The following is a 3,125-nucleotide window of genomic DNA, read 5'->3' as shown; positions in this document are numbered from 1 at the left end:
ACACTTTTTGGAAGAGAACCAATTATTTTTTTAAAAGTCAATTGAAGTTTTAAATTCAAAAAAAATAAAGACGCACAATTTGTGCGCCTTCAAAAATTTTCAAAAGTTTCTTAAAGCCGATATTGTACTCCTTGAGTTTATTCTCCAAAATATCAACCAAAAAGCTTTTTTGCTATTTCAGCTACTCTTCTTCCCTGACTTTTGGCAATATTAAGTTCTATTTCATTAGGTCTATTTTCATCGCTCTGGGTGATAATTGCCGAGGCGCCATACGGTGAACCCCCATGAATATTCGATACATCGCTCAGATCTGGCTCAGTAAAGGGAATTCCAACAATAATCATTCCATGGTGCAATAACGTTGTATGAAAATTTAAAATAGTAGATTCATGACCCCCATGTTGAGTACTAGTAGAAGTAAAGACACTACCTATTTTTCCAACCAAACTTCCCTTTGCCCAAAGTGGACCTGTTGTATCAAGGAATTGCCTCATTTGCGCCGCCATCATGCCAAATCTGGTGGGAGTACCAAAAATTATCGCATCAGCTTCAACTAGAGAATCCATATTTGCTATTGGAATATGTGAAAATTGTTCTTGTGCCTTTTTAGCTCCAGATTGGATTAGAATATCTTCAGGAACGGTTTCAGGGACTCGGTAGATCTCAACATTCGTTCCTTCTACTTCTTTTGCGCCTTCCGCTTCGGCTTTAGCCATTTGATAGATATGGCCATACATACTGTAGAATATAACGTTGACTTTTGCCATCTAAAGTCCTCCTTTAATTAGGATAAATTTAGTCCCTTTTATTATACAAGTAATTTATTAACAAGATTTGAATAATATTATAAATCTGCCATTTCACGTTAGCATTTCATTGCCTTAGATCATATTAGATGTCGCATTGTTAAAGTCGATTAGAGGCGATTAGGAATTAAAAGCTTAAAAATTCTTAATTTTTCATTTTTATGTTAAAATTTCAAAAAGATGGAAAAATAGACGATAATATAGAAGCTTGAGAAATTAAACAATTAGCATCGCTAAAGAGAGTAATCGATTATAAAAAAGGAGTTTGAAATTTTGAGATGATATCTAAGCGTGAAATATTCGAAAAGTTATCAAACCATATAGTACAGGTCAATGAAACGATAAATCCAGAAGTAAAAACTTACATAGACGAATACAAAGGTCCATTTTCTCAAGCGCTAAAAGAAAATTATAAAATCGCAGAAGCTGAAAAATTACCCCTCTGTCAAGATACAGGTATTGTTGAATTCTTTGTCTTTTTAGGAAACGAAGTTATACTTGAAGAACCTATATTTTCCACTTTAAATGAGGTGGTTGAAAAGGTATATACGGAAAATCCCTTCCGATTTTCACTGGTGAGTGATCCCCTTTTTGAAAGAAAAAACACTAAAAACAACACTCCACCTGTGGTACACATATTCCAAGTCTCTGGGAAGAGTTTAGAGATCAAATTTTTGGTGAAAGGCGGGGGAAGTGAAAATCTCTCAGCCTTGTTCATGTTAAAGCCATCAATCAGGGTCCAAGAATTAAAAGATGTAATAATTGGGCATGTGAAAGAAAACGGAGCAAAAGGTTGTCCGCCTTTACATGTTGGAATAGGAATAGGTGGAACTTCTGATAAAGCAATGGTTTTATCCAAATTAGCATTGACCAAAAGTTTCAAAGAAAGAAATCAAGACCCTGTATACGCAGTTTTTGAGGAAGAGCTTTTGAAAGATTTAAATACTTTAAAAATAGGGTTTCAAGGATTAAAAGAGGGGGTTTCGGTTTTTTCGGTACATGTAGAATATGCTCCCACCCATATTGCAACACTTCCGGTTGGGGTTTCTTTAGATTGTTACCTTTGTAGAAAAGGTGTGATAAAATTTGAAGATAGATGAAATTGAAAAATTAAAGGTCAGAGAACTCTTACAATACACAGGTGAATTGATAGTTATGAGGGATGCTGCCCACCAAAAACTTTTAGAATTACTTTCAAAAAATTCTCAGCTTCCTGTAGATTTAAACGAAAAAATTGTATTTTATGCAGGCCCTGCGAATCCTCCAAAGAACTCTAAGATAGGTTCTATAGGTCCGACAACGAGTGAAAGAATGGACAAATATCTTGAAATGATCTTTAAATTAAGTGTGCTAGGAACTGTTGGAAAGGGAAAAAGAAGTGATTTGGCAGTAAAGTTATGTATAAAATACAAGCGAGTTTATTTTATAACTCCAAGTGGTGCAGCTGCGTACCTTTCTAAGTGTGTGAAGGATATAAAGATTCTAGCCTTCCCAGAATTAGGCCCAGAAGCTATTTACAACATAAACGTGGAGGATTTTCCTTTAATGGTGGCAATAGATACAAACGGCAGTCAGATATTCTAACTTTTAAGGAGAGTTAATCTTGGACGCAAAAGAATTACACAAAATACTCAAGGGAAAAATCAGGACAATTTCAAATGTTGACAATTTGAACGAAGAATCGTTATCCCTACTATACACTCCTGGGGTAGCAGATGTTGCAAAAGAATGCTCTAAAGATCCAGAAAATACATTTTTATACACAAGACGTTGGAACACCGTTGGTATCATTTCAGACGGAAGTGCCGTATTAGGTCTCGGTAACATAGGCCCATATGGTGCGCTTCCCGTTATGGAAGGTAAGGCATTATTGTTTAATCTTTTTGGCCAGCTTGATGCCTTTCCAATTTGCCTGAATACACAAGATCCAGAAGAAATTGTTTCTATTGTGAAGAACTTAGAACCTTCGTTTGGAGGTATAAACTTAGAAGACATCTCTGCTCCTAGATGTTTTCGAATATTAGAAGAATTGAATAAAACAATGAATATTCCAGTTTTTCATGATGACCAGCAGGGAACTGCTGTAGTAGTCACGGCAGGATTGTTGAATGCATTGAAATTAACGGGCAAAGAAGCAAAAAATATTAAAGTTGTTATTAACGGTATAGGGGCAGCGGGATACAATATAGCCAAGTTTTTGATGGATTTTGGGGACATAAATCTTGTTTTAGTTGACAAGAATGGTGTATTGAATAAAAATGTTCCAGAAAGCTGTTTGCATGAATATCACAAAGAATTATCAAAGATAACGAATCAAGA

At 35.3% G+C, this 3,125-nt stretch carries 4 protein-coding genes; 3 read left to right on the top strand and 1 reads right to left on the bottom strand.

Annotated features, from left to right (window positions below; genetic code table 11):
* Positions 1 to 152: 152 nt before the first annotated feature.
* A complete protein-coding gene (gene wrbA / locus X928_RS09085) occupies positions 153 to 767 on the bottom strand; it encodes an NAD(P)H:quinone oxidoreductase (RefSeq protein ID WP_103077390.1) in 615 nt (204 codons plus the stop codon).
* A 317-nt stretch (positions 768 to 1,084) separates the two neighbouring features.
* Here wrbA and X928_RS09080 point away from each other — a divergent pair, with 317 nt between their 5' ends.
* The 3 genes from X928_RS09080 to X928_RS09070 form a co-directional block, all read left to right on the top strand.
* Positions 1,085 to 1,906: a fumarate hydratase gene (locus X928_RS09080; RefSeq protein WP_103079450.1), complete on the top strand. Its 822-nt coding sequence runs from the start codon at positions 1,085 to 1,087 to the stop codon at positions 1,904 to 1,906.
* Complete coding sequence (locus X928_RS09075) at positions 1,893 to 2,390, top strand: FumA C-terminus/TtdB family hydratase beta subunit (protein ID WP_103079449.1); 498 nt, start codon at positions 1,893 to 1,895, stop codon at positions 2,388 to 2,390. The genes X928_RS09080 and X928_RS09075 overlap by 14 nt, the downstream gene beginning before the upstream one ends.
* A gap of 19 nt (positions 2,391 to 2,409) precedes the next feature.
* Positions 2,410 to 3,125, top strand: a 716-nt coding sequence (locus X928_RS09070; protein ID WP_146026659.1) for an NAD(P)-dependent malic enzyme, incomplete at its 3' end; no start/stop codon positions are given.

It is taken from the genome of Petrotoga miotherma DSM 10691 (assembly GCF_002895605.1).
Lineage (GTDB): Bacteria > Thermotogota > Thermotogae > Petrotogales > Petrotogaceae > Petrotoga > Petrotoga miotherma.
The sequence above is the reverse complement of the archived record's forward strand: the minus strand, read 5'-3'. Positions and strand labels throughout refer to the sequence as shown.